This is a genomic window from Prevotella sp. E13-17, from assembly GCF_022024035.1.
Taxonomy (GTDB): Bacteria; Bacteroidota; Bacteroidia; order Bacteroidales; family Bacteroidaceae; genus Prevotella.
The window spans coordinates 1846572-1872003 of sequence record NZ_CP091787.1 but is presented as its reverse complement, the minus strand read 5'-3'; the positions used below and the strand labels follow the sequence as shown (position 1 = coordinate 1872003).

Annotated in this window: 25 protein-coding genes; 9 read left to right on the top strand and 16 right to left on the bottom strand. The window is 40.9% G+C overall.

Annotated elements, in window-relative coordinates:
• Positions 1–110: 110 nt before the first annotated feature.
• Both L6472_RS07355 and L6472_RS07350 read right to left on the bottom strand, forming a co-directional pair.
• Entirely contained in the window at positions 111–1694 is a 1584-nt protein-coding gene (locus tag L6472_RS07355; protein ID WP_237803807.1) for an alkaline phosphatase family protein, read from the bottom strand.
• On the bottom strand, positions 1684–2853 hold the full coding sequence (locus L6472_RS07350; RefSeq protein WP_237803806.1) for a DUF4105 domain-containing protein: 1170 nt from the start codon (positions 2851–2853) through the stop codon (positions 1684–1686). The genes L6472_RS07355 and L6472_RS07350 overlap by 11 nt, the downstream gene beginning before the upstream one ends.
• Positions 2854–2940: 87 nt before the next feature.
• Here L6472_RS07350 and L6472_RS07345 point away from each other — a divergent pair, with 87 nt between their 5' ends.
• The 4 genes from L6472_RS07345 (at position 2941) to L6472_RS07330 (ending at position 8448) form a co-directional block, all read left to right on the top strand.
• The gene (locus L6472_RS07345) at positions 2941–4224 is read left to right on the top strand and encodes a hypothetical protein (protein ID WP_237803804.1); all 1284 of its coding nucleotides are present in this window, start codon (positions 2941–2943) and stop codon (positions 4222–4224) included.
• 14 nt (positions 4225–4238) lie between these two features.
• Positions 4239–4907, top strand: coding sequence for an LPS export ABC transporter periplasmic protein LptC (gene lptC, locus L6472_RS07340; RefSeq protein ID WP_370640830.1), 669 nt, complete (start codon positions 4239–4241; stop codon positions 4905–4907).
• A 55-nt stretch (positions 4908–4962) separates the two neighbouring features.
• Entirely contained in the window at positions 4963–6201 is a 1239-nt protein-coding gene (locus L6472_RS07335; protein ID WP_237807994.1) for a hemolysin family protein, read from the top strand.
• Between the two features lie 114 nt (positions 6202–6315).
• Positions 6316–8448, top strand: coding sequence for a peptidylprolyl isomerase (locus L6472_RS07330; RefSeq protein WP_237803803.1), 2133 nt, complete (start codon positions 6316–6318; stop codon positions 8446–8448).
• A gap of 62 nt (positions 8449–8510) precedes the next feature.
• Here L6472_RS07330 and L6472_RS07325 read toward each other — a convergent pair whose 3' ends face one another.
• The 4 genes from L6472_RS07325 to L6472_RS07310 all read right to left on the bottom strand — a co-directional run bounded on the left by L6472_RS07325 (position 8511) and on the right by L6472_RS07310 (position 11692).
• The gene (locus L6472_RS07325; RefSeq protein WP_237803802.1) at positions 8511–9179 is read right to left on the bottom strand and encodes a YraN family protein; all 669 of its coding nucleotides are present in this window, start codon (positions 9177–9179) and stop codon (positions 8511–8513) included.
• A gap of 78 nt (positions 9180–9257) precedes the next feature.
• The gene (locus L6472_RS07320; protein WP_237803801.1) at positions 9258–9386 is read right to left on the bottom strand and encodes a dehydrogenase; all 129 of its coding nucleotides are present in this window, start codon (positions 9384–9386) and stop codon (positions 9258–9260) included.
• Between the two features lie 8 nt (positions 9387–9394).
• Entirely contained in the window at positions 9395–10828 is a 1434-nt protein-coding gene (locus L6472_RS07315; protein WP_237803800.1) for a DUF4270 domain-containing protein, read from the bottom strand.
• Between the two features lie 48 nt (positions 10829–10876).
• A complete protein-coding gene (locus L6472_RS07310; RefSeq protein ID WP_237803799.1) occupies positions 10877–11692 on the bottom strand; it encodes a glycogen/starch synthase in 816 nt (271 codons plus the stop codon).
• A gap of 197 nt (positions 11693–11889) precedes the next feature.
• Here L6472_RS07310 and panC point away from each other — a divergent pair, with 197 nt between their 5' ends.
• Positions 11890–12744, top strand: a complete 855-nt coding sequence (gene panC / locus L6472_RS07305; RefSeq protein ID WP_237803798.1) for a pantoate--beta-alanine ligase — start codon at positions 11890–11892, stop codon at positions 12742–12744.
• Positions 12741–13085 carry an aspartate 1-decarboxylase gene (gene panD, locus L6472_RS07300; RefSeq protein WP_237803796.1) on the top strand — a complete coding sequence of 115 codons (345 nt, stop codon included), beginning with the start codon at positions 12741–12743 and terminating at the stop codon, positions 13083–13085. Before panC ends, panD begins: the two co-directional genes overlap by 4 nt.
• 64 nt (positions 13086–13149) lie before the next feature.
• Here panD and L6472_RS07295 read toward each other — a convergent pair whose 3' ends face one another.
• The 10 genes from L6472_RS07295 to L6472_RS07250 all read right to left on the bottom strand — a co-directional run bounded on the left by L6472_RS07295 (position 13150) and on the right by L6472_RS07250 (position 22014).
• Positions 13150–14244, bottom strand: a complete 1095-nt coding sequence (locus tag L6472_RS07295; protein WP_237803795.1) for a TlpA disulfide reductase family protein — start codon at positions 14242–14244, stop codon at positions 13150–13152.
• A gap of 9 nt (positions 14245–14253) precedes the next feature.
• Positions 14254–15192 carry a ribose-phosphate pyrophosphokinase gene (locus L6472_RS07290; RefSeq protein ID WP_237803794.1) on the bottom strand — a complete coding sequence of 313 codons (939 nt, stop codon included), beginning with the start codon at positions 15190–15192 and terminating at the stop codon, positions 14254–14256.
• Between the two features lie 22 nt (positions 15193–15214).
• On the bottom strand, positions 15215–15823 hold the full coding sequence (locus L6472_RS07285; RefSeq protein ID WP_237803793.1) for a thiamine phosphate synthase: 609 nt from the start codon (positions 15821–15823) through the stop codon (positions 15215–15217).
• Between the two features lie 669 nt (positions 15824–16492).
• A complete protein-coding gene (gene rsxA, locus L6472_RS07280) occupies positions 16493–17068 on the bottom strand; it encodes an electron transport complex subunit RsxA (protein WP_237803792.1) in 576 nt (191 codons plus the stop codon).
• A 69-nt stretch (positions 17069–17137) separates the two neighbouring features.
• Positions 17138–17722, bottom strand: coding sequence for an electron transport complex subunit RsxE (gene rsxE / locus L6472_RS07275; protein ID WP_237803791.1), 585 nt, complete (start codon positions 17720–17722; stop codon positions 17138–17140).
• Positions 17723–17742: 20 nt separating this feature from the next.
• Complete coding sequence (locus tag L6472_RS07270) at positions 17743–18342, bottom strand: RnfABCDGE type electron transport complex subunit G (RefSeq protein WP_237803790.1); 600 nt, start codon at positions 18340–18342, stop codon at positions 17743–17745.
• Positions 18339–19340, bottom strand: a complete 1002-nt coding sequence (locus L6472_RS07265) for an RnfABCDGE type electron transport complex subunit D (RefSeq protein WP_237803789.1) — start codon at positions 19338–19340, stop codon at positions 18339–18341. The genes L6472_RS07270 and L6472_RS07265 overlap by 4 nt, the downstream gene beginning before the upstream one ends.
• Complete coding sequence (gene rsxC, locus L6472_RS07260; protein ID WP_237803788.1) at positions 19337–20701, bottom strand: electron transport complex subunit RsxC; 1365 nt, start codon at positions 20699–20701, stop codon at positions 19337–19339. Before rsxC ends, L6472_RS07265 begins: the two co-directional genes overlap by 4 nt.
• Positions 20698–21561, bottom strand: a complete 864-nt coding sequence (locus L6472_RS07255; protein WP_237803786.1) for a Fe-S cluster domain-containing protein — start codon at positions 21559–21561, stop codon at positions 20698–20700. The genes rsxC and L6472_RS07255 overlap by 4 nt, the downstream gene beginning before the upstream one ends.
• Before the next feature lie 36 nt (positions 21562–21597).
• On the bottom strand, positions 21598–22014 hold the full coding sequence (locus tag L6472_RS07250) for a SoxR reducing system RseC family protein (RefSeq protein ID WP_237803785.1): 417 nt from the start codon (positions 22012–22014) through the stop codon (positions 21598–21600).
• 132 nt (positions 22015–22146) lie between these two features.
• On the opposite strand from L6472_RS07250, the gene L6472_RS07245 reads away from it, so the two are divergent.
• Genes L6472_RS07245 through fmt form a run of 3 tightly spaced genes read left to right on the top strand, consistent with a single transcriptional unit; the run spans position 22147 to position 25384 of the window.
• Positions 22147–22587, top strand: coding sequence for a hypothetical protein (locus tag L6472_RS07245; protein ID WP_237803784.1), 441 nt, complete (start codon positions 22147–22149; stop codon positions 22585–22587).
• Positions 22588–22605: 18 nt separating this feature from the next.
• Positions 22606–24411 (top strand): chloride channel protein, encoded by a 1806-nt coding sequence (locus L6472_RS07240; protein ID WP_370640829.1) that lies wholly within the window; start codon positions 22606–22608, stop codon positions 24409–24411.
• Between the two features lies 1 nt (position 24412).
• On the top strand, positions 24413–25384 hold the full coding sequence (fmt, locus tag L6472_RS07235) for a methionyl-tRNA formyltransferase (RefSeq protein ID WP_237803783.1): 972 nt from the start codon (positions 24413–24415) through the stop codon (positions 25382–25384).
• The last annotated feature ends 48 nt before the right edge of the window (positions 25385–25432 follow it).

The window sequence follows — 25432 nt, the reverse complement described above, 5'->3', positions numbered from 1 at the left end:
TTATTCTTTTACAGTAAATTGCATGCAAAGATAGTCATTTTTTTGCTAAATCTGCAAGAAAAGACTATTATTTGCTTTTTTTTAGAGTAGCAGGGTGTAAACTATCCTCTTTAGTAAAGTGGTTCTGAGGTGCATGCATTTGGCGCCCTGATGCGAATGCAGCGTGCAATAGCAGGAGCTATTTGTGTAATACTAACAGGTTTGTTAATTCGCTCAGCCTGAACGCCTGTTCCGTAAAATATGATGGGGAATTGTATATATGATAATCTCGATAGTTCGCTTTCTTTGGTGTCTTCATTCAGCACGCGCCATCCTGGAGCAACATCAATGATTAAGTCGCCACCATGATCAGCAGAGAAGGCGTTTCTGGTTTTCTCTATATTTTCGTTTTTACTTGTGATAAGTTGAAAGGATGTGTAAACATTGCGCACCCCCGACATCATAGCCAAAAATTCTTGAGCTTTGACTGTAGCTTCATTAATACTTATTTTTTTTACTTCTAAGAGGTTGTGGTTTAGGTATATATGGTTACTGAATGTCGCTTCTATATATTTATTTTGTCCCCATATTCCTCCTAGGTACATGTTTAAAAGATTCGTTGCTCTGTTCATGTAGAATGTTCCAGATGGAATTCTATATGTTTCATAGTTTTCATCTTCTTCTTTATTGTAACCCGTACTTGTCACTACAAAAAGAACATTATCTTTTCCAAAGTGTTCCTCGACAAATTCTATAAGCCTTCCTAACTCACGGTCAAGGCGAACGTAGGTGTCTTGGAGTTCAATCTGACAATTTGTGACGGACTGATGCTTATATGTTCCCGCATAGTACGTCAGACAAAGCATGTCTGTTACCTTGTCTTTACCCATGCCTGTGCTAAGCATACATTGCATAGCCAAGTTCGAGATGTCTTCGTTGATAAGTGCACAGGTACGATAGTCTGCGTATTGATGTTCGCCTTTGATGTTGTGCTTGAATGGCTTTTGTATGCCTGAACTCATGAAATAGCTGAAATTTCCAACCAATTCATTGATAGGTTTCCATGTAATGTTTTGCAAATTGTTGCTTGGCGCATGGAGGTTATTAAAACTTTGAATCCAAGTAGGTATTGAATTATAATAATAATTGGACGAGCACCAAACTCCATTAGTGTCATCTAACCACACCGCCCCATTTGCAGCATGACCTCCTGCAAGTATGGCAGCTTCGCAGGTGGGTGCGATGGAATAGACAACGGCTTTTCCAGCTGTACCAACTTTCAGTTCATCCGTAATCGTTGAAGTACTTAGTTTTGCAGGCGATGCTTTTGTCTTGGTTAGAAGACCTTCTTGCTTTGAGTCTTCTACACAATATACTGGACGTAGTGTTTTTCTATTCATCCAGTTTATCCCCGTTATATTATTATAATAAGGTGTTGTACCAGTCATTAAAGAAGCCATGGCTGACGCAATATCAATTGGGGCAAAAGGGAAGGATGCTTGGGTATATATTCTTCCATTCTCAAGCATCAGTTTGAATCCCTTTTCTGAATATAAAGGAATAAATGCTTCAAGGTAATCATTGCGTAGTTGATCAATATTGATGTTAACCACCAGTCGAGGTGCGTTCTGGTGTAGAACCTCACTTTTCGCAATTGTTTCGATGCTAAAGCCAAGGATTGCCAGTAGGGTAATATAGAAGTTTCTATTTGTCATTGTAGTGTCTTATAATTCTTAGTAGCAAACATAGTGCCACGATTTCCATTCCTTCTGCGTAGTCTTGCCAAAAACTGCCAATAAAAAATATAATGATAAATATTGCATTGATGTGAAACCAACGGCTTTTCTTCTTTTTTAAAAAGTTTGGGATAAATGCCAAAGCAATTGGGTTTAGTACGAGTATTTGAAGATTTGTGCTTGTTGTTGGATGCTGTGAAAAAAATAGGATAGTAAGTACACAACCAGCTATACCGGTTAATAACATCAATAATATATCAAACCATATATAGATCGTTCTTTTGTAGTATTCTAGACCCAAAATGATGATTGTAAGGCACAGAAGAAATAGGCTGCATTCTGTTGGCGTATAAGAAAATCCTTCTTCTGTTACCTGAACTCCTGGTGCAACAAGTTCTCTGCGTTCTTTAACTAATGGTGTAACAACTCCATTTCTGTTTATCTTCGCATGGTCGAAGTTATTGCGAAGGTTAAAAGGGAGAAACTCTTGTTGGCGGGCATTCGTTTTTAAGTCAGCTTTTACTCCTAAAAGGATATCGTTGCCGAAAGTGGCCCAAGGGTGTCCTTTCGTATATTCGTGAGTCATTTCCCTAAAGGATGGCATGTAGTTGTCTTTATATGTATATACAATTTCGCCTTGGATGCATTTCTCAATGAGGTCTCTAGGGCGCGTTGAACAGTTGTCGTAGAACACATTGTAGGTATAAGTCCTGTTTTCAGGACGGTAGTTTTGAGATAATGCCTGAATGATTCTTTGCTTTTCTCCGCTGGTTATGTTAAGGACTTGTTCTGTTACCTGACTTCCCCAATCTTTGTAATATTTACAAAAATGGTTATATGGGATAATTCCAAGTTCGTATTTAGGAATACCTAATGCAAAACGAAGAACGAAGAATGGTTGATTAAAATTAAAAACGCCGTAGTTGAATACTAAGTCTTGGCCTGTCTTATAATCATGAACTCTGATGGCGCTATGTCCATATAAACTATATATTTCTTCGTGCGGTGCGCAGGTGACAAGTCCAATCTCAATACTATCAAGTCGTTCTTTCTCGTCTGCAGAAATTGTTGTGCAGGCGAAAATAATCCCTGTAAAAACAAGGAAAATAGTTCTAAAAAAGTCTATAAATTGTTTCACGATGCAAATTTAAGCTATATTTTCCACTTTCAGTGCGTTTAGTTCGATTTTTTTTAATAAATTTGCACGCCGAATAATATTAGAGATATGAATAAAAGTATTATTTCTGTAGTTTGCATGGTGGCAGTAGTTATGACGACTAATGCACAAAGTGGAACAAACTCTCCATATAGTCAGTATGGATTGGGAATCCTTTCTGATCAGTCTGTGGGCTTTAATCGTGGTATGAACGGTGTGGGACTTGGCATTCGTAAAGGTAATATTGTCAATACATTAAATCCTGCGTCATATTCAGCTGTTGACTCTTTGACAATGATGTTTGATGTAGGTCTTTCTGGTCAAATTACCAATTTCAAAGAAAATAACGTAAAGGTTAATGCTAATAACTCAAATTTTGAGTATGCCGTTGGCAGTTTTCGCTTGTTGCCATCGGTTGGTATCGGTTTTGGTATCCTGCCATATTCCAATATAGGATATAATTATTATTCGGAGCAAAAACTTGCTCTCACTCAGCAAAGTATTACAGATACCCACACAGGTGAAGGCGGTATTCATCAAGCCTTTATTGGTGCAGGATGGCGCATGTTTAAATCATTGTCAGTAGGTGTCAATGTGGCATATCTATGGGGTACCTATAATCGATCGGTTTCTAGTAGTTCAACTTCTTCTATCAACTCGTTAGCCAAGAATTATTATGGTACTATTAATAGCTATGATTTGGAGTTTGGACTCCAGTGGCAGCAGTGGTTGTCTAAAAAGGATGAATTGACTATTGGCGCAACTGTTGGTCTGGGTCATAAGTTAGGTTGTGATGCAAATTGCGAGATTTTGGATATCAATTCTCAAACAGCAGTTACTGATACTACGCTCTTTACGGTGAATGACGGTTTGGAAATTCCTATGACTTATAGCCTTGGCTTGGCATGGAATCATTCTAATAGATGGTTAGTGGCTGCAGATTTCAGCTTGCAGAAGTGGGGCAGTGTAAAATATCCATATTTTGATGGCAATATCAATGATTATATACTCCGTAGCGATTTGTTGAAGGATCGTTATAAAGTGAATGTTGGTGCAGATTTCGTTCCACAACCGACGAGTCGCCGTTTTCTAAATCGTGTACATTATCGGTTTGGTGCAGGAATTGCTACACCATATTATATAATAAATGGGGCAGATGGCCCAAAGGAAATCAGTGTAAGTGCTGGTTTCGGTATCCCATTGCAAAATGCATATAACAATCGTTCGCTTTTGAACATTAGTGCTCAGTGGGCACATTCGTCTGCAAAAGACCTGATTACTGAAAATACATTCCGAATAAATATTGGTCTTACGTTCAATGAGCGTTGGTTCATGAAGTGGAGAATAGATTAAAAAACCATAGCTTGTTGAAAACAATAAAATTCATCATACATTTCTTTTTGCGGGTGAGCATTGCGTTTACCCTTATGATGATTATGTCATGTAGTCAGGCGCATGAACATGTAGCTGATGCAGTTAACCCTCAAGATTCTGCATCGATGATGACATCTTATGGCGTCAATACGCTTATTAGTGATTCTGGTGTTATCAAATATCGCATTGTCACCGAGCGTTGGGATGTGAATACCGTGAAAAATCCTTCCCGTTGGGAATTCATGAAAGGCATTTTTTTTGAACAGTTTGATGAATTGTTACATGTTCAGGCTTATATTCAGGCTGACACAGCATGGTACTACGATCAGCAGAAGCTTTGGAAACTACGAGGAAGGGTAAATATTCGCAACGTCAATGGAGTTGTTTATTCTTCAGAAGAACTATACTGGGATGGTCTCCGTCATGAGTTCTATTCTACAGAATTTTCCCGATTGATTACTCCTGATCGTACAATAGAAGGCTCTTATTTCCGAAGTGACGAAAGCATGAGTCACTATATGGTTACAAATTCGAAAGGCTCATTCCTCGCTTCAGATATGAGTGGTGCATCTTCTGATATTTCTACTCAGCAAGATAGTACTAGTTCGGCAGATACCATATTTGTTCGACCTGCTGTGGTTAAACATGCAGCAACAAAATAACCGAATCATCATGTTAATGGTTTCAACAGCAGATTTTATTGGATTGTTTGTGACAATGATCTTCTCCGCCTTTTTTTCAGGCATGGAAATTGCTTTTGTCTCAAGTAATCGCTTGCGTGCCGAGATGGATCGAGAGAAAAATGGCCTTTCTCAGCGAGCTTTATCCCTTTTCTATAGATATCCCAATAATTTTATTTCCACGATGCTTGTTGGAAATAATATCGCTTTAGTTATTTACGGCATCCTTTTTGCTCGCATATTCGATGCCACACTTTTTGAAAGTTTTAGTGATGGTGTACGTGTGACGTGCGACACTTTGCTTTCAACAATGGTAGTCTTGTTTACAGGTGAATTTCTCCCAAAAAGTATCTTTAAGTCCAATCCCAATGGACTGCTAACCTTTTTTGCCGTTCCGGCGTGGATTTGCTATGTATTACTTTGGCCCATATCTCGTTTTGCCACTTTTTTGTCAAGAGTGCTGCTTCGTGTGCTAGGTGTGCATGTGCAGAAAGAGGTTGATGATAAAGAGTTTACCAAAGTCGATTTGGATTATCTTGTTCAGTCAAGTATTGACAATGCTACCAATGTGAATGACATCGATGAAGAAGTAAAGATATTCCAGAATGCACTTGATTTTACTGACACTAAAGTGCGTGATTGCATGATTCCTCGTACCGAGATAGATGCGGTCGAAGATACCTGTAGCATTGATGAACTGAAACAGAAGTTTATTGAAAGTGGTCATTCAAAGATTGTTGTTTATCATGACGATATAGATCATATTGTTGGATATATACATTCGTCTGAAATGTTCCGAAATCCCCAAGACTGGACTCAGAATATTCGTACGATGACATTTGTTCCGGAAACTATGCCTGCAAGTAAGATGATGCAGACTTTTCTAGCGCAAAAGAAATCTTTAGGTGTCGTCGTAGATGAGTTTGGTGGAACAAGTGGACTTGTCGCTTTAGAAGATATTGTAGAGGAAATATTTGGCGAAATTGAAGATGAGCATGATTCTACGCATTATGTTTCCAAGCAACTTGATAATGGAGAGTATCTTCTTTCTGCAAGACTTGAGATAGGAAAAGTTAATGAAATGTTTGGTTTAGAACTTCCCGAAAGTGATGACTATATGACTATTGGGGGGTTGATTCTACACGAGTATCAAAGTTTCCCTAAACTTAATGAAGTTGTCTCTATTCCTCCTTATGATTTTAAAATTATCAAAAATACAGCTACAAAAATTGAACTTGTTCGTCTTAAAGTAAACGAGAGTAGTAATTTTTCGTAAAAACATGCCGTTGTTTCAAGTAAATTTAGTAATTTTGTCGGCTGAATCGGGGAATCCGAGTAATGTGTTAGTTCGAATAACTAAAAATTAAATAATAAAAAAATAAAAACAAAAATGGCAGCAATTGGAAAAATTAGAAGCTGGGGAACTTTCCTGGTAGTTGTGCTGGGAATTGTGCTCTTGTTCTTCATTTTGGAGTATGCAGGCGAAGCTTTGCGTACTATTACAGCTACAAACAGTCAGACAATTGGTAAAGTAATGGGCGAGAAGGTCTATTATCAAGACTATCAAGCTCTTGTTGATGAGTATCAAGAAGTTCTCAAGATGCAAGGTTATGATGATCTGAATGAAGACCAGATGAACAACGTTAGAGATATGGTTTGGCAGAATTACGTTACCAGTAAGCTGATTGAAGCTGAGGCAGACAAGTTGGGACTGATGGTTACGGACGAGGAAGTTGCAAATATTCTTCGTGAGGGAACCAACCCTATTCTCTATCAATTGCCTCTTAGCCCACAGTTCTTTAATCAGCAGACTCGTCAGTTTGACTATAGCATCGTCACTACTCAGTATGAACAGCTGAAGCAGTTGGCAGCACAGGATGCTCGTTATCAGGAGCAGTACGCTACATTTGATCGTTATTGGAAATATGTAGAGAAGCAACTTCGCCAGCAACTTTTGCAGTCTAAGTATCAGAGTCTTCTTGCTGGTTGTGTTATGTCTAACCCTGTAGCTGCTAAGGCTGCATTCGAGAACCAAACACAAGAGAGCAGCATTTTGCTAGCAGCTTTGCCTTACAACTCAGTTAACGATAATGAAGTCACTGTATCAGATGCCGATCTTAAGGCAAAATACAATGAGAAGAAGGAAATGTTCCGTCAAGATGTAGAAACTCGTGACATTAAGTACATTCCAGTTCATGTCAAGGCTTCAGAGGGTGATCGTAAACAGTTGATCGACATCATGAAGGGTTGCGTTGCTGATTTCAAGTCAGACAGCATTAATGCTTCAGAGATTGTTCGCCGTGCCCAGTCTAAGATTTCTTACAATGGCCTTCCTGTAACCCGTCAAGCGTTGCCCGGCGATATCGCTGCTCACCTCGATTCTATGAGTGTTGGACAGGTATCTCAGCCATTCGAGACCACAAGTGACAATACCTTCAATGTCGTTAAGTATATATCTAAAGTACAGCAGCCTGACTCAATTGAGGTTCGTTCTATTTTCCTTGCCAGCGAGGCATCGGCTGACAGCGTACTGAAAGCACTTCGTGGTGGAGCTCAGTTCGATTCTATTGCATCTCGTTATAATCAGCCTGGTACTAAGAGCTGGTTTACATCAGCAAACTATCAGTCTGCTCCTACTATCGACGCTGATACAAAAAACTATGTAGAGGCACTTCTTTCAATGCAGCGTGGTGAGCTTAAGAGCCTGAAGATATCTCAGGGCAACATTGTTTTCGAAGTTACAGATCGTCGTGCCATTGTTGACAAGTATAATGTTGCCATAGTAAAACGCGACATTAATTTCTCTAATGAAACGTATAACGAAGCATTCAATAAATTCAGTCAGTTTATTAGCGAGAACACATCCATTGAGGCAATGGAGGAAAATGCAGCTAAAAATGGTTATAATGTGATGTCTCGTGCAAATGTAACAAATGCCGTTCACACCATTGCTGGTATTTGTGGCACACACGACGCGCTTAAGTGGGTGTTTGATGCTAAGCCAGGAGCTATTTCTCAGCTTTACGATCGTTGTGGTGATAATGACTACATGCTTGTTGTTGCTCTTGACAAGATTCACGAAAAGGGTTATGCAGATTTCGAGACAGTCAAGGATATGCTTAAACAAGAGGTTATAAACGATAAGAAATTCGATCTCTTGGCCAAGAAGTTTGAAGGCGTGAAGAGCATTGCTGATGCTCGGAAGCAGAATGCTCGTGTTGACACTGTTCGTTTCATTACTTTCAGCAGTCCAGTGTTTGTTCCATCTACTACTGCAAGTGAGCCTGCATTGAATGGTGCTGTAGTCGCTACTGAGAAAGGTAAGATTAGTCGAGTTGTTAAGGGTAAGGCTGGTGCTTACATGTTCCAAGTAATCGACAGAAAGCAGCGTGATGGTGCTAAGTTTGATGAGAAACAGATGCAGATTCAGCTGCGTCAGCAGGGCATGCCTAATGTTCAGATGCTTTTGCAGGATCTTTACGAGAAGGCTAATGTTGAAGATAACCGCTATTTGTTCTTCTAAGTATTAGAAAAGATAACTAATAATCGTGCCGTTGGGTTTTAAAGTCCCAACGGCATTTTCTTTTATATCAGGCTCCAATCTTCTGTGTGATTAATGTCTGGCATTATTTCTCCTGGTCGTTTCACAATTGTGATGACATCAAATCTCCATGGACCATTGACGCGATGCGATTTCACATAGTGGTTGATAGCCATTCTCAGATTCTTTTGCTTGTTGTAGTTGACGGCTAACTCTGGTTCGATAAAGTCTCTATTTCGCCTTGTCTTGACTTCTACGAAGACGATACGATCCTTCTGTTGTGCCACAATATCGATGTCTTTATGACAGTCGTGCCAGTCTCGTTCAAGTATGGCATACCCTTTCTCTCTTAGGTAAGCTGCAGCCAATTCTTCTCCCCATTTTCCAAGCTTTATGTGCTCTGGAACAGGTTTGATATTCGCATCCCTGTTGTTGGCCTGTTGAATCCATGTTTTACATCTCTTAATAGTAGTTTGCATCCATTCGTTCTGACCAGGTGTATTGCTTATAAGTCTTTTCAAAGCCAAGAAGATTCTGTTTGCTTCGTCGTTTCTACCTTCGTCCACTCTGCGCTTGAGAATGTCGGTGGCGGTGAGAAACATAACCGATGAACTCTCGTAGTCCTTAATGGTAGCATATAGTTTTCTGGCAGCTTCATAAGCATCTTCGACGTTTCCAGCTTTGCGTAGTTCTAAAATGTCATTGGTTGTCATGTCGTTTGGTCTTTGTATTCTATTACTTTACTATGAGTAAAGCGTCGCTTTTCACAAGGAATAGCGGCGCTTTATTTCTTATAGTGCTTCATCGTCAGGCCTTATAGGTCTCTTTATGAGTTTGGGCAAGTGCTTTTTCTTTCTTAAAAAAGCTTCTTTGCGTGCTTCGTAGTCCTGCTGATGTTTCTCTAAATATCCGTCTGCCATCTTACTGTTTATTTAAACTTACCGTAAACCACATTAATGGTAATTGGGTCGTTTGGATTATTTTCACCACCTACTAAGCGAATGCTTGATAGCGACATGTCGTGTTCAACGCGCGTTAGGGTAGAGGATGAGTTTGAAGATTTGACTTTTACGGGTATCAGCAACACCTTGTTCCAATTTGGATGTTTAATTTCCCAGGCAGCATCTTTCGCAACACCATCTGTTCTAACTTGCCACAAATAAGTTATCAGATTTGAAATATTCGTGAATGAATAGGTGTTTGTGGTTGATGCGAATGTCGTGTAGTATGATGTTTTGCCGTCAGGAACGTTGTTGTTCTCAAAGTAAGATATAAGACTATCTTTTTGGATCATTATAATTGTTTGAGGTATTCCCAACTGGCGACTGTCTGACGACAGGTTGTTCAAACGCTGGAATACAATCTTAGCTGCTAAAAGTGAGTCGTTCTGATGGTCTTTTTTTATCTCACTTACTGGTAGTTCAACCTCGGTAAAGAGTCCTGCGGGTGACTTTAAGTATGTGTGCGTGTCTTCTTCTGCCAGCTTTTTGATAACATTTTTATTGTTTGTAATATGGCTGGTTTGAAGAACTTCTTTAGTTCCGGCAAGTGTCAAAATTCCATTGGTCACAGCAGTATCAGCATCAATGCGATAGTGTATTCTTAATCCTATATTTGAAATCTGAGAGTGGAAGCCCACACCATCGGTCATCTCAAAGAAGAAACCAGGACAAAGGTTATGGATGAACGTGTATGAGTTCTTAAAGTATTCGGGATGGTCATAGTAATTACGCATCAAGTATGTGCCATAGTTATTATATGTCACGTCATTCTTCGTATATGGCTCATTTAGCGTAATACGAATGTGATTCAAGTAGGTTGATGCATCACGAACACTATCTTCATCCATCAGATTTTTATATGTGAAGACCTTGCTCTTATTTAATCCATTGGTCAAGATTTGTCCGTGGCTCACTGGATCATAGTTTGAGTAGTACTTCACACCTTCTTCCATAGGCTTTGCAAGTTCGCGAACACGCATTTTTAGTGCGGTCAAACTGTCGTTTTCGTTGTAGGCGGACTCGATATATATCAAAAGTTCGCATGAGTCGGCAGCAGCTCGTCCGTTATCTCTGCCTACAATTTTTGCCTCTGGAGAGATGTATGTGTGTTCTAACAAGTGAAATTGCGTTGTAAATTCACTTTTAACCTCAGCTCCAGTTTCGGGGTCTTTCACTTTTCCAAGATAGAATGAGTTACTCAGTGAGAGAACTGAATCTGCAATATATGTACGTGATGTAGCATGAAATGCGGAATCAACAATAGACAGATGATCGTTCTCGTCGGTCAGCGAACTGCCAAGTGTTACTGTACTTTCGTCACATGAAGAAATGGCTATTGCCACAAGCGCAGCGCAAGCCATGTACTTATAAATATTCATCATTAATATATATGATGTTAAACCTAATTGTTATTCTGCCGGATCAGGATAGATTTGATCATAGAAGCTTTCGTATGCGTCAGCAAAATCTTCCGTGAAAGGCAACAATGGAATTTCCTTTTTCTTAGTGTATTTGATGAGTTGAGCATTGGCATCTTCGCTTGCCTGAATGACACCATCGCTATAGTCAATAGCTAACTTGCCTAATTCAATGAAATCGAAATTATCTTTGTAGCCAGCTAAAAGTTCTGCTTTTGCCTCTCTGAATTCCAGACATTTCTTAAATTTGGTGCCCAAATCGTTCTTCAAACCTTTGGTAAACAGCGAAGTGACAATTTTTGTATTGGCAAAAGATGGTTCATCGTGGTAGGCTGTTTTAACGTATAGAGGCACTACTGCACTCATCCATCCTTGACAATGGATGATATCTGGTACCCAGCGCAGCTTCTTGACGGTTTCAAGCACGCCTCTTGCAAAGAAGATAGCGCGTTCTCCATTGTCAGGATAGTCTTCTCCGAGTTCGTCTGTAACCATCTGACGCTTAGAGAAATAATCATCGTTATCGATGAAATATACTTGGACACGACTTGACTGAATGCTCGCAACCTTAATAATTAGGGGATGGTCGGTATCGTCAATAATTAGATTCATACCAGAGAGTCTGATTACTTCATGAAGCTGCCCTCTGCGCTCATTGATGTTTCCCCACTTAGGCATGAACGTACGGATTTCATGATTCTTCTCTTGCATAGCTTGAGGAAGAGCACGTCCCATGAGCGATAAGTTCGTATCAGGAACGTAAGGAGCAATCTCCTGGTTGATAAATAGAATCTTTTTCTTTGTCATTACTATTTGATTATTTCCATGCAAAGGTACGAAAAAAAATCTTAAAAGAAGCATCAAAAGGTCTTATTTTATGAAAAAGTGACATTTTAAAGGCTAATTTTTAGTCTTTTTTTTCCATATTTGCAAAAATTGTTGTTACTTTGCACCGCAATTTGCACCAAGGTATGATATTTGGTGATTAATGATATACAATATTGATGAAAGTTTTTAGTAAAATTGTTGACCTGCAAAACGAACTTTTTGAAGTGAGGAAGCAGGGACACTCTGTCGGATTGGTTCCCACGATGGGAGCATTGCATGAGGGACATGCATCGCTTGTGCGTCATAGTGTTAAGGATAACGATGTAACAGTAGTATCAGTATTTGTAAATCCTACTCAGTTTAACGATAAAAATGACCTTAAGAATTATCCGAGGGATTTAAAAGCTGACTGCGAATTGTTAGAGAAATGTAAGGCCGATTATGTGTTTGCTCCCGAAGTGGAGGACATGTATCCAACTCCCGATACGCGTCAGTTTGAATATCCTCCTGTTTCTACGGTTATGGAGGGCGCTCATCGTCCTGGCCATTTTAATGGTGTCTGTCAGGTGGTTAGTCGCTTGTTCTATATCGTTCGCCCTGATCGTGCGTATTTCGGAGAGAAAGATTGGCAGCAGATTGCTGTTGTGAAAGCAATGGTCAGACATTTAGACCTGAAGGTTCAAATCGTGGAATGTCCCATCGTAAGAGACGAGGACGGATTGGCTCGCTCCAGCAGAAACACATTGTTGAAACCGGAAGAACGCGCCATTGCTCCTAAAATATATGAGGTTTTGAAGGACAGTGTTGAGTATAGTAAAAAACATTCGTTGAAGGAGACCCATGATTTTGTTGTTGACAAAATCAATGCTGTTGACGGACTTGATGTGGAATACTTCTCAATTGTAGATGGTAATACGCTTCAGGACCTTGCAGACTGGGATTCTTCTGATTATGTTGTGGGCTGTATTACTGTATATTGCGGCAAGACTCCCATTCGTCTTATCGATCATATAAAATACAAAGAATCATGATGATAGAAGTATTGAAGTCTAAGATACATTGTGCTCAGGTGACTGAAGCAAACTTGAACTACATGGGAAGCATCACTATTGACGAAGATTTGCTCGATGCTGCCAATATGATTGCAGGTGAGAAAGTACAGATTGTTGATAACAACAACGGTGAACGCTTTGAGACTTATATCATTAAAGGTGAGCGCGGTAGTGGTTGTATATGTCTGAATGGTGCTGCTGCGCGAAAAGTTCAAGTAGGTGATACGGTTATCATTATCTCGTATGCATTGATGGATTTTGAAGAGGCAAAAACCTTTAAACCTACGGTTGTGTTCCCAAAGGATAACAAGTTGGTTTAATAGAATATGATATTACATAATTTAACGGCGAACTCTTTAGTATTGAGTTCGCCGTTTTTATTCATTAGTCGAGTTGCTGCTTGATATAGTTTTCCAACTCTTCGCCCCTTAACTCTTTGGCCAAAATCCGACCCTTGTTGTCTAGTACCATTGTGAAGGGAATTGCTTTCACTTGGAATTGTTTTGCAGGTTCAGATTGCCATCCTTTCAAATCGGATATCTGTGGCCATGTGAGTCCCAAGCTTTTGATAGCTTTTTTCCACTCATTGGCATCGTCATCGAGAGAAATACCTATAATTCCTAATCCTTTAGGCTGATAATCCTTGTAGAGTTTCACAAGGTTTGGCATCTCTCTGCGGCAGGGGTTGCACCATGATGCCCAAAAGTCAAGAATGGTAATCTTGTTTTTGCAAATCTCGCTCATGACGCTTAGCTGCGTTCCATCGGGAGTGGATAGTGTAAAATCTTTAATTTGTTTACCGACAGCTAAATCCTGATAGGCAGTAATACGGTTTTTTAGCTCTTTTATCAGCTGACGCTTCTTAAACTTCTCCGGCATTTTCTCTATCAGTTCGGAAGCCTTCTCTGGGGTAAGCGCTTCTTCGTTGATGGGAATATTTACAACTAGGTAGTAGCCAAACTCGTTGTCGATGTTGTTTGACGCAAGCTCAAGTATCTTGTCAAGCATCTCTTTTTGAAGATTCTTGTACTGCTGAAAGATGGCCGCTTGCTGTTCTTCTGTCATCTCATCGGGCTTTGCCGACATCATCAACTGCTCTGCTTTCTTTGCATATTCCGTGTTGATGTCCTCAAAAAGCTGTAAACCATCATTGGCTTTGGTTCCTGAAACTTTGGAATTTCCATCAGCAGAGAAGTGAATCTTGATAGTTCCTGGTTCTTTGATGAACGATACTGAGTTCATAGATGCAGGTGCTCCCAATAAATAAAGGGCTGCTGAATCTACTTCTCCCTCGTATTCGAATTTGCCATCACTGATGGTCAGCGTGTCGGTAGGATTGCCAAAGGCATCAACAATAAGCAACGTGTCGCCTTCGGAAAAACCTTCGGCAGTACCTTCAATCTTATAGCTGTTTGATTGGCAAGCTGAAAAGAAAAGGGCTAAACTAGTTAGCCCAATTAGTGTTTTATAATTTTTCATACAATAACATTATACTAGATACTGATCGCTGATGCTCTCGTTGGCAATCACACGACGAATGGTTTCCGCAAACATGTCGGCTACAGAAATCTGCTTAACCTTTGCACAACGCTGGGTGTAAGGTATTGAATCGGTAAATACGATCTCCTCAAGAGCAGACTCCTGTACTCTTTCGCTGGCAGGACCACTCATAACGCAGTGAGAAGCACATGCTCTTACACTGTTTGCACCAGCAGCCATCATCAGGTCTGCAGCCTTCGTAATGGTACCTGCGGTATCAACCATGTCGTCAATGATTACTACGTTCTTGCCTTCCACCTCGCCAATAATCTGCATTGATTCTACTACGTTGGCTCTTGCGCGTGTCTTGTTGCAGAGAACAAGTGGACAACCAAGATATTTAGCGTATGTGTTTGCTCGCTTTGAACCACCAACATCTGGAGATGCGATAACAAGTTCTTTCAGCTTTAAACTTTGCAAATAGGGAAGAATAACGCCAGAAGCATAGAGATGATCAACGGGGACATTGAAGAAACCCTGAATCTGATCTGCGTGCAAATCCATAGTGATAACACGGGTAACTCCTGCGGTGCTAAGAAGATCGGCTACGAGTTTTGCGCCAATCGAAACGCGTGGTTTGTCTTTTCTGTCCTGACGTGCCCATCCAAAATAAGGAATGACAGCATTGATTGTGCGGGCAGATGCACGTTTTGCTGCGTCAATCATCAGCAACAGTTCCATGAGGTTGTCGCTAGTAGGAAATGTGCTCTGTACCAGAAAGACATCGCGACCACGAATTGATTCTTCGTAAGAAACAGCGAATTCTCCATCAGAGAACTTTGTCATCTGCATTTTTCCTAAAGGACAACCCAAACTTTGACAGATTTTTTCAGCCAGGTACTTGGTTGCTGTACCTGAGAATACCATGTAGGAGTTTTGTGTGCTCATTTTTTTGTTGTATAATCGAAAATTAACTTACTGCCTTTTGTAATTTTTGGAAATGGGTGATAAGCTCTTTGAAGTCTTGACCATGGTGAATACTAAATTTGTTCCAGATATCACCACAAATAACAACACCTCCAAATCCAAGATCTTTCATCTCCTTAATGTTGTCTAAACAGATACCACCCATAGCGTAAACATGTTTATCAATCAATCCTTTCTTCGATGCATTTCTCAGACTCTCCATGTCTAGTGTCTGTTTGTCATCGGGATTACTATTACTATCGAAGATGGTCTTTAGGAATACATAGTCGTTGCGCTTCTTGGAATCATGAAGTTCGTCAATGCAATGACAAGTACAACTTATGTGTCCTTTGTATCCTTCTGGCTTTTCAATGTCTGCCGCGTCAAGATGTATGCCGTGCAGACCATATTCTTCCTTCAGGTAAAAATGGTCGTGAACAGTTATTTTTTTATAATAGTCTTCAGAGAGAAGGGTAAGGAGCCTTTCAGAATAAATTGGTTCTGAACCGGGCTTGTATAGGTGTAGATTCTCCATGCCTTCCTCGAAAAGACTTGTCAGAATCTTGTCTTCTTCCACGAAAAACGTGGCTCTTGTAAGGATGATAAGCTTCATCTTTTAAGCCATTATTTTATTACGTTATAAAGAATTTGCTGTTTTGCGATGCAAAGTTACGAAATAAAATCCGTATTGAGTAATATTTCAAGTTATTTTTTATTTTTGTTCTCTATCTTTAATCTTTCATAATAAGCGTTATGTCGGAAATATATTTTTTAGTGCTATCGCATTTTGGCTGCAGTATATATTTTCACAACACCTATTTTATTATATGAATGACCATGGATTACGATAGAAACTGCACACTAATTTCTTTACTATTATTTGCTAATAATGTAGGTTTTGCAGTCTAAAAGTATAACTATTGTTTTCAATCTAGGCTCTAAAACAAGTTGTTGCAGGGGCTAGATTTACCTTTTCCAGGGTCTGGATTCATCTTTTCCAGGGGCTAGATTTAGCTATTCCAGGGGCTAGATGAATGCGTATCCTTTTAGTCTGAGAATAAAGGTTCGACTAAATTGGGCTGTGATTCGTTTAGTCTTGTAACTCCAATCTTATTGTTTTGCTACTTTGTCAACTCTCCAGTTGTTTTAAAATCAATATATTATTTATCCTTATATATCAATTGTCACATGTTCCTCTAAATAAAACAGATGATAGATATGTTGTATTCGCTTTATTTCTAACAATATCTATCATCTGTTGTTGTGATTGAAAAATACTCGTTTAGTTTCCAATACCCGAGAATCCCATAAAGGCAAGGCTGAGTAGTCCTGCAGTGACTAGAACGATAGCCATACCTTGCATCCCCTTTGGGATGTCGTTTAGTGCCAACTGTTCTCGAATACCAGCAAAAACAGTAAGGGCTAAACCAAAGCCAATGGCTGTGGAAAGTGCATACACTACTGAGTGTACGAGCGACATCTCCTTCTGAATGACCAAGATGGCTACACCCAATACGGCGCAATTGGTGGTGATAAGGGGAAGGAAGATGCCCAGCGCCTGATAGAGAGCTGGAGATACTTTTTTTAAAACAATCTCTATCATTTGTACGAGTGAGGCAATGATAAGTATAAAAGCAATGGTCTGCAAATACTCCAGATGTAACGGCACTAGTAAGTAGCTCTGTACTAGCCAAGTCACTAATGTGGCTAAAACCATAACAAAGGCTACTGCTGCCGACATACCCAATGAAGTGTCAATCTTCTTAGATACGCCCAAAAAGGGGCAGATACCTAGGAATTGTGCTAAAACGATATTGTTAACAAAGACGGCACTTATAAAAATCAGTAAGTATTCCATATACTTAATTAATGCGTTATTAATATTATTTTCTTTGTAAAAGCAGAGTGGCGAAAATGAAATGCGATTTCATCGTTCTGTTGCTTTTCTTACTAATGCAATGAGATAGCCGAGGGTGATGAAGGCACCAGGAGCCAAAACGAAGAGCAGAATGTTGTATTGCTCGGGTATAATGGTACAACCGAAGAGTGCCCCAGCACCCAACAATTCGCGAAGCATACCCAACAGTGTGAGTGCTAAAGTGAATCCTATTCCAATACCTACACCATCGAAAAGTGATGCCAATGGCGTTTGTTTAGAAGCAAATGCTTCTGCACGCCCCAAGATGATACAGTTTACGACAATGAGTGGGATAAACAGACCCAATGCTTTGTCAATAGTGGGCAGATATGCTCGAATGATCATTTGTAGGATGGTTACAAATGCTGCAATCACCACGATGAATACTGGTATGCGAACCTTGTCGGGAGTGATGTTTTTCAAACACGAGATGACCACATTAGTGCAGATAAGAACAGCCATTGTGGCAAGGCCCATTGACATACCATTGATGGCCGATGTGGTTGTAGCAAGTGTAGGACACATACCAAGCATCAGCACAAAGGTTGGATTGTCTTTGATGATGCCGTTCTTGATAATTTGTATTGCTTTCATATCATTATTTCTCCTTATTATTATTTATGTTGAGTGGCTGCTGTTTCAGCATCTGTTGGCAGTGTCTTATAGGCACGATATGCACTGTTGACAGCCGAGAGAAATGCACGACTAGTGATGGTCGAAGCGGTAATGGCATCTATTGTGCCACCATCCTTTGATACAGCGAGGGGCTCGTCGGGAGACAGACCGATGATAGATCTTTTATTTCCGCTCTGAAACCAATCAGTAACCTTTGCACCCAGTCCTGGTGTTTCGGCATGTTCCAAAATCGTGTAACCCAGGATTGTGCCCTGATGGTTAAAACCAACCAACACACGCAATTTACCACCAAATCCGTTGGTCGAGCTTTCTACGGCTACACCATGTTCGTTATGATACACAACGAATAACTGTGGTTTACCACTAATGTCGTTCTGTTGTATGGTATCAATATGGCTAACGCTGACATCGTCGGCATTCATCACCGCCTTGATACCATCGGCTAATGCTTTTTGCTGTTGAAAAGCGATGGGCCCACTGGTGATATGGTTAACGCCTGCCAACACGATGCCCATCACAATGGCTACACCTGTGAGCACCATAACCATATTTAATAATGTTGATTCTATTTTTCTCATTTTTTTACCTCCTCTCCGAATCGTTTTGGTTTAACGTAGTTGTTGATGAGAGGTGTGAAGCCATTCATGATGAGAATGGCAAAAGACATACCTTCAGGATAAGCGCCCCAGTTTCGAATGACTATCGTGAGCAGACCGATGCAGACGCCATAAATGAGTTGACCGCGTGGAGTCATTGGTGATGTAACATAATCCGTGGCCATATAGATGGCCCCTAACAAAAGTCCGCCACTCAGGATGACGGTGGTGGGATCCGCATAAATAGGATTATACATGTGCATTATGGCACTGAGCACAAATACCGTTGCAATGATGCTGACGGGAATGTGCCAAGTGATGATGCGACGCCACAACATGAAAGCGAAACCCAATATGAGGGCCAATCCGCAAATTTCGCCTACTGTTCCAGCACCGCCTCCAATGGAATGGTCGCCTAATAATAGGTGGAAAGCATTGGGCAACTGATCGAGTATGCTTGCATCTCCTGTATGAATTGCTTGCTTCATGACAGACAACGGTGTCGCTCCGGTTACGGCATGAGTGTATTGCCATAGCTGGCCAGGTTGGGGCCAACTTGTCATCTGGGCAGGAAAGGCAACAAGAAGTACACAGCGACCGATCAAAGCTGGATTGAAGATGTTGTTGCCTAGACCGCCAAATGTCATCTTAGCTACACCAATGGCAAATAGTGCACCTATGATGATAATCCAAATAGGTAGGTTAGAGGGTAGGTTTAATCCTAACAACAGACCTGTTAATGCAGCCGATCCATCATGAATACTGCATGTTTTGCGCCCCATGATGTACTTGCCTATAAACCATTCGAAGAATATGCATGCAGCAACGCTGGAAAAACAGACGATGGCAGATCCTATTCCAAAATAGAAAAATGATACTAGCAATGTTGGCAACAAGGCTATGATTACGCCATACATGTTACGCTCTACGGTGTCGCGTCCATGGACATGTGGCGAAAGTGATATTATTAGCTGTTTCATTTCGTTTGTCTTAATTTAATAATATTCATGACGCTGCTTTTGCCCAGACGGATGTTGTCTAATATTGGACGATGAGCTGGACAGGTGAATTGACACGAACCGCACTCTATACAACTGGTTATGCCATCGTGTTCGGCATGTTCCCAATCTCTGTGTGCAGAAAGCTTAGCCAGAAGATAGGGTTCTAACCCCATCGGACATACAGCGACGCATTTGGCACATCGAATGCAAGGCTGAGGTGTTTGACGACGTGCCTCATCACCAGAGAGAATCGTTACGGCATTAGTTCCCTTGCAGATGGGGACCTCTGTAGAAATAAGAGCCTTGCCCATCATGGGACCGCCTGCCAATACTTTATTGTCGTCCTCAGGCATACCTCCACAGAGATCTATGAGTAATTGAATAGGTGTTCCCATTCGCACTAGATAGTTCGTAGGCTTTGATAGCTGTTTGCCTGTTACGGTAGTATAGCGTTCGAATAGTGGCTTTCGTTTCATAACTGCCTCATAGACAGCATAGACAGTGCCAACATTCTGAACAATTGCTCCAACGTTGACAGGAATGGCTGGAGGGGCAGGAACCTGACGACCTATAACGGCATCGACTAATTGTTTTTCACCGCCCTGAGGATAACGCTGTTGAAGAGGAACTACCTCAACCTGATATTCAGTAGTGTCGAAGACATCGGCACATTTATGTGTAAAGAGTTCTATTGCTGCAGGTTTGTTGGTTTCTATGCCAATAAAACCTCTTTTCACCTTAGCCGCTTTCATTAGCAACTCCAAGCCAATCAAAATTTCGTCGCTGTGTTCTAGCATTAGGCGATAATCGGCCGTGATATATGGTTCGCACTCTACTGCATTGATTATCACACATTCGGGCTTTGTATTTGGTGGCGGACTGAGTTTGATAAAAGTGGGGAACCCAGCTCCTCCCATACCAGTAATACCACTATTCTTAATACGTTCGATAATCTCATCCGGTGTGAGCTCAGGATGGTTTCTTACTAATTCTAGATTGTTGGAACGATCTATTGATGACTCCCATTCGTCACCTTCAACATTGATGAAAATAGCTGGCTTGCGATAGCCAGTAGCATCAATGGCGGCGTCTATTTTCGAAACGGTTCCACTGACAGAAGAATAGATGGGGGCAGACACAAAACCACCAGCCTCGGCTATCAATGTGCCAACCTTCACTTGATCGCCTTTTTTAACGACTGGTTTTGCTGGAGCACCGATGTGTTGCGATAAAGGGAAAATTGCCTGAGTTGGCAACGGAGCAACTTGGGTCGGTACCTCGTGTGTCAACTTATTCTCTTCTGGGTGAATTCCACCAATACTGAATGTCTTGATTTTCATGCTTCTACCTCCTTTTTTTCTTCAACGTTTTTGGGTGTCGGAAAATTTACGGCCATGATGGCTTTTGTTGGACATACGGCTACGCACTTTTTACAAAGGCGACATTTCTTGAAGTCGATGTAGGACAGGTTTCCTTCTACTGTAATAGCCTCGAACTTACATTCTTTAGCACATTTTCCGCAACCAATACATGCAGACTTACAGGCCTTCATCGCAATTGCACCCTTGTCACGATTGACGCACGAGACGTAGATTCGCCGATTCTTGGGACCTTTAGCGCGTAACTCGATGATGTGGCGAGGGCAGAGCTTGGAGCAGGCACCGCAAGCTATACATTTTGTTTCATCGACTACAGGAAGACCAGTTTCAACATTCATGTGGATTGCATCAAATTGACAAGCGTCCACGCAGTCTCCACACCCCAGACAGCCAAAGCCACAGGCAGTCTCGCCCGAACCGCATGTATTCATGGCTGCACATGAGCGTAGGCCGACATATTGAGAAGTGCGGGGGCGGTTCGTGCATGTTCCATCACATCTTACAACGGCAACTTGTGGATCGCCATTGGCAACGGTTATACCGAGTAGGTCGGCCACTTGTGACATGACTTTGGTGCCCCCCACTGGACAACTGAGGTTTTCTATACTTCCTTTGTCTGACTCTTTAACAAGTGCTTCGGACATGGCTTTGCAACCGGCAAATCCACATCCGCCACAATTGGCGCCAGGAAGCAAACTATTCACTTGAGCAATACGGGGGTCTTCGAATACCGCAAACCTTTTAGAGCAGACGTATAGAACAATGGCGGCAACAAAAGCGATGCCTCCAAGTACAATGACTGCAATAATAATTGAATTCATAAAGCATTAATTAATAGTTTTATAAGTTATTTGTTTTTAGGCATGTTCTAGGTGGAAACTAACTGTTTTTGCAATTTTTCTGCGAAATATCCATAGAAGTCCGTAGTAGGGGAGTAATGAGCCGAGTGCTAATAACGAGGCTATGCCTTCATTGAAAGATTGCCACAGGAAAACCGATAAAGTTGTTAAGAGGATGAATAATGGTAGAATAAAGCTCAGCAGTAGTGCCCGCAGGGCCACATGACGCGTGACACACACGACAACGGGGGTGCCTGTTTGATAGGTTGAGGCATGTGTATCGAAGACTTCGATAATTTTCTCCTTTGACTCAGATAGCTGACATCGGGATGACACTTGGCAAGATGCGCAAGACGAATGCTGCACAATTTTTATTCTTACATGTTCATCTGAGGCAGATAACACAATGCCTTCGTGACGTACTACTTGTTCCATATTGCAGGCAAAGATACAATAAATTGGGGATTCTTGCGCAGAAAATATTGGATTTTTTAAATATTTTCCGCATTTATTTGCACATACAATTTTTTTTTGATATTTTTGCAGTGATATTTGATAGAAAAGCATATGAAAGCAACAGAAAGTACCATGCAGCAGATACAACGTGCTATTAGAAAAGTAGCAGAAAAGTTTCCTAAAAACGATGAGGCAGCTTTAATGACAGATATTCATATTCGTGTGTCGCAGGATACAGGTGAATTGTTAGCTTTTGATGATGATGACAAAGAATTGACTCGCTGTGTGGTAGAGCAATGGATAGATAATAAGGATGATGATTTCTATGATGTTATAGCTAAGGATATTCGTCAATGTATCGTATTGCAAAAAGAATTGATAGAAAACCTTTCTATTCTAAAGCCATATTCTTTTGTATTGGAGAACGACGACTCCGAACATGTCGCAGAACTATATGTTGTAGATGACGATACGGTGATTATTGATCCAAACTTGATGGAAGGCTTGGATGAAGAATTGAACACCTTTTTGGAAAAACTATTAAAAAACTAGACATCGATCATATTCTTGATGAAAGATGCATCAACTGACATATCTTCATCGTGGCTCTCGCGCTTGAATGTTTTACGAGAGCACTATATCAGCGAGCGCATGCTTGTGCTCGTATTGGCCTTTTGGATAGGTCTGTTGGCAGCAGTTGCTGCTTTTGTACTTCACTCGATAATAAGGCAGATAGGTTATTTTCTAACCAGTTCTTTTAACTCAGAATCGTACAATTGGCTATATCTGGTTTATCCGGTTGTTGGTATCTTTTTAACGATGCTTTTTATTAAGTATGTGGTGAAGGATAATATCTCGCATGGTATTACTCGTATCTTATATGCTATCAGTTCGAATCGTTCACGCTTAAAAGTACACAATACCTGGACATCTGTTATAGCGTCAGCCATAACTATAGGCTTTGGCGGTTCCGTTGGAGCAGAGGCTCCTATAGTACTGACAGGCTCAGCCATAGGAAGCAATCTCGGAAAAGTGTTTGGATTAGATCGAAAGACCATGATGCTGCTTGTGGGTTGTGGTGCAGCAGGTGCTATAGCGGGTATCTTTAAGGCTCCTATTGCAGGATTGGTGTTCACGCTTGAAGTGTTGATGATAGACCTGACAATGGCTTCTTTAATGCCAATCTTGGTGTCGTGTGTTACTGCAACTTGTTTTACGTATATTTTAAGTGGTGGAGATGCATTGTTTACATTTCATCTTGATGATGAATGGACGATTGAACGTATTCCTGCCTGTATTTTTTTAGGTGTTTTCTGTGGTTTGGTAAGTCTGTATTTTATCAGAACCATGAGTTTTTGCGAGGGTGTCTTTGCCAGACTGAAGAACCACACCTACGTCAAACTGATATTGGGTGGCGCTTTGTTGAGTGGGCTTATATTCCTTTTTCCCGCATTATTTGGAGAGGGCTATGATTCTATCAATCTGTTGATAAACGGTACGGATGAATCTGATTGGGATGCAATTTTGAATAATTCACTCTTCGCGGGCCATAGTCATTGGTTGATTATATACATTGCATTAGTTTTGTTGACCAAGGTTTTTGCAACATCGGCAACAAATGGTGCAGGTGGCTGTGGTGGAACTTTCGCTCCCAGTTTGTTTGTTGGATGCTACAGCGGCTTCCTTTTCTCTCGTCTGTGGAATATCTATCAGATAGGTGTCCATGTTCCAGAGAAAAACTTTGCGCTGATGGGTATGGCTGGAGTGATGTCGGGAGTGATGCATGCACCGTTGACTGGCATCTTCCTGATAGCAGAGCTGACTAGTGGGTATAGTCTTTTTCTGCCATTAATGATTGTGTCTGTTAGTTCGTTCTTAACGATAAACATTTTCGAATCGCATAGTATTTATAGTGCACGTTTAGCTAAAGAAGGAAAACTGATTACGCATCATACCGATCACGCTGTGTTGACGCTGATGCAGTTGAGCAGCGTTGTTGAGAAAGACTACTTATCCGTAGAGCCAGATACCGAATTGCGCGACATCGTCAACAAGATAAGTCGTTCACATACTAGTATAATACCTGTGCTTGACGCTGGTGGTATATTGCAAGGCGAGATTGACATAACAAAGATACGCAATGTGGTGTTTCGTATAGAACTATATCATCATTTCACAGCTCGACAGTTGATGCAAGAGCCTGCTGCTGTGCTGAGTGATCAATCGCCCATGACAGATGTGATGAAGGTGTTCGAGAAAACACATGCAGACTGGCTACCAGTGCTTGACAACGAGAGTCGATTAGAGGGGTATATCTCGCGACAACGTTTGTTTACGCAATACAGAAAGATGGTGGCTGATATGAGTGAGGAATAATATGACAAAAGAAGATTTAAGAATTGTATTTATGGGAACACCGGAATTTGCGGTGGAGACCCTTCAGGCATTGGTTGAAAATAACTATCAGGTAGTGGCTGTAGTGACACAACCCGACAAACCTGTTGGAAGGCATGGTTCTGTGCTTCAGCCATCGGCTGTAAAACAGTATGCTTTAAGCAGAGGACTTCCCGTGCTTCAGCCAGAGAAGATGAAAGACTCAAACTTTATTGAACAGTTGAAGAGTTATAATGCCAATTTACAAGTCGTTGTAGCTTTTCGTATGTTGCCTGAGGTTGTTTGGGCTATGCCCCAATATGGTACGTTTAACGTTCATGCTGCTTTACTGCCTCAATATCGCGGTGCAGCACCTATAAATTGGGCTGTTATCAATGGCGAAACGAAAACAGGAGTTACTACTTTCTTTTTGGATCATGATATAGATACAGGACGCATTATTGAACAAATGTCTTTTGATATTCCTGACGATGCGGATGTTGAGTATGTATATAATGGACTGATGCATTTGGGTGCGAAGATTTGCCTGAGCACGCTTCAGAAAATAGTTGAATCGGATGGTTATCCTGTTGCCTACGATCAATCTATGCCGATGGAGGCGGAATTACATCATGCACCAAAGATTTTTAAGGAAACTTGTATGATTGATTGGGATAAATCATACAAGCAAATATACGATTTCATTCGTGGGCTCTCACCTTATCCCGGTGCATGGACTGTCATGGCCGATGACGATGGACATGAGGTGGTGATGAAAATATTCAAGACAAGAAAGACCAATCTTCCTTCCAAGGGTAATGTAAGGCAATTAATAGCAGATAAAAGGCATCTATACGTATGCTGCAAAGACAACCTACTTGAAATAGAAGAACTGCAGCTAGCTGGTAAAAAAAGAATGGATGCAACAGCTTTCCTCAACGGGGTGAAAGATATAGAAAAATTTTCTGTACGATAGTATAATATATTAATAGGTCTGCACGTTATGAATATAAAAGAAATGATT